Source organism: Kitasatospora sp. MY 5-36, from assembly GCF_001182915.1.
GTDB lineage: Bacteria > Actinomycetota > Actinomycetes > Streptomycetales > Streptomycetaceae > Kitasatospora.
On record NZ_LFVW01001025.1, the window covers coordinates 1 to 2,369 of the forward strand.

Here is a 2,369-nt window from a genome sequence, read left to right on the forward strand (position 1 = left end):
GGCCGGGGCCCGCGTCGCGCTCTGGGCGGGGCCGGCCCCGGTACGGCCGGCCGGGTGGGTCAGCCGGTGCTCAGCGCACCCCGGTCGGGGTGGGGGCGGCGGACGCGCGGGTGGTGGTGCGCGGCTTGGCGGCGGCCTTGGCCTCCTTCGCGGCGCGCTTCACCTCCTGCTTGAACTCCCGCACCAGGGTGAGCGATTCGGGGCCGGTGATGTCGGCCACCGAGCGGTGCGCGCCCTCCTCGCCGTACACCCCGGCCGCCTCGCGCCAGCCCTCCGGCCGTACCCCGTACTGCTTGCCGAGCAGGGCCAGGAAGATCTGCGACTTCTGCTTGCCGAAGCCGGGCAGGGCGTTGAGCCGGCTGAGCAGCTCCTTGCCGGTGCGGACGTTCTTCCACAGCGCGGCCGCGTCGCCGTCGTACTGCGCGACGAGGAACTGGCAGAGCTGCTGCACCCGTTTGGCCATCGCGGCCGGGTAGCGGTGGACCGCCGGTTTGGCGGAGAGGAGCGCGACGAACTCCTCCGGGTTGTAGGTGGCGATCTCGTGGGCGTCCAGGTCGTCGTGGCCGAGGCGCTGGGCGATGGTCAGCGGGCCGGTGAACGCCCACTCCATCGGGACCTGCTGGTCCAGCAGCATGCCGACGAGTGCGGCGAGCGCGCTGCGTCCGAGCAGTTCGTCGGCCTCGGGCTGCTGTGCGAGCCGGACGGTGACGTTCATGGGCTTGCCCTCCTCGGAGTTGACGTCGGGTCGGCGCCCAGTCTGGTGGAAGCGGCGTTGGCGTACGCGGTCAACACGCCCGTAGCCGGGGAAGTCTTGTCTGTTCAAGGCCTTGCCAGAGCTGCATTGTTCGTTGGCGGAGCGGTTGCCGGGGGTGCCGGCGGGGGCGCGAGGGATATTTTTTGCCCGCGCCTGTCGCATCCGCCGGGGGTCCCGGGGCGGGGGCGGTGCGGCGTCCGTGGGGCGGCGGGCGCGGGGGCGTGGGGGGTTGGGGAGGGCGCTCGGCCGGGTGGGTGGTTCTGGACGGGGGGAACGAGTCATTTCATATGACTGTTTCTGTTGTGACGGTGCGGCGAGCTGACGGCGAGTCATTCTTGGTCCAATTCGACACGTCCAGAAAGGCCCGCCCGCCGTGACCCAGCCGTTCGAACTGCCGTCCTTCTACGTGCCGCACCCGGCACGCCTCAACCCGCATCTGGACGAGGCACGGGCCCACTCCACCGGCTGGGCCCGGGAGATGGGGATGCTGGAGGGGTCGGGGATCTGGGACCAGGCCGACCTGGAGGCCCACGACTACGGACTGCTCTGCGCGTACACCCACCCCGACGCCTCCGCCGAGGCGCTGTCCCTGGTCACCGACTGGTACGTGTGGGTCTTCTTCTTCGACGACCACTTCCTCGACATGTACAAGCGCACCAACGACCGCGGGGCGGGCAAGGCCCACCTCGACCGGCTGCCGCTGTTCATGCCGGCCGACCCGGCCGCCGAGCTGCCGGAACCGGAGAACCCGGTCGAGGCGGGCCTGGCCGACCTGTGGCGGCGCACCGTGCCGGTGATGGGTGAGGACTGGCGGATCCGGTTCGCCGCGAGCACCCGGAACCTGCTCAACGAGTCGCTGTGGGAGCTCGCCAACATCAACGAGGGCCGGGTGGCCAACCCGGTCGAGTACATCGAGATGCGCCGCAAGGTCGGCGGCGCGCCCTGGTCCGCGCAGCTGGTCGAGTACGCGGCCGGCGCCGAGGTGCCGAAGGAGGTGTCGGGTTCGCGGGCGCTGCGGGTGCTGATGGACGCCTTCTCCGACGGGGTGCACCTGCGCAACGACATCTTCTCGTACCAGCGGGAGGTGGAGGACGAGGGCGAGCTGAGCAACGGCATCCTGGTGCTGGAGCGGTTCCTGGAGTGCTCCACCCAGGAGGCCGCCGAGGCGGTCAACGACCTGCTCACCTCGCGGCTGCAGCAGTTCGAGAACACCGTGTTCACCGAACTGCCGGTGCTGTTCGCGGAGACCGGGCTGGACCCGGCGGGCCGTGCCCGGGTGATGGCGTACGTCAAGGGCCTCCAGGACTGGCAGTCCGGCGGGCACGAGTGGCACCTGCGCTCCAGTCGGTACATGAACGGCGGTGGAGCGGCGGCGAGTTCGTCCGGTTCGGCGGCCTCGGGCGCCGAGGTGGCGCCCGGTTCGGGCGGTGGGCTGCCGGGGCTGCCGGGAGGGCCCGGGGGCGGCAACTGGTGGGACCAGTACGCGATCGGCGGCATCGGGACCTCGGCGCTGGACATCCTGCGCAGCACGGCCGCCGGGGCTTCGGTGGCCGGGGCCTCGGTGGCCGCGGCGGAGGCGAGCCCGACGGGTGCGGCCGAGGGTGCGGCGGGCCCG

1 protein-coding gene and 1 pseudogene are annotated in these 2,369 nt (G+C 72.0%); one reads left to right on the forward strand and one right to left on the reverse strand.

The window, feature by feature from the left end:
- Nucleotides 1–70: 70 nt before the first annotated feature.
- Entirely contained in the window at nucleotides 71–715 is a 645-nt protein-coding gene (locus AE652_RS39680; protein WP_049660490.1) for an HhH-GPD-type base excision DNA repair protein, read from the reverse strand.
- A gap of 412 nt (nucleotides 716–1,127) precedes the next feature.
- On the opposite strand from AE652_RS39680, the pseudogene AE652_RS39685 reads away from it, so the two are divergent.
- Nucleotides 1,128–2,369: pseudogene (locus AE652_RS39685) on the forward strand (germacradienol/geosmin synthase); the annotation flags it as partial.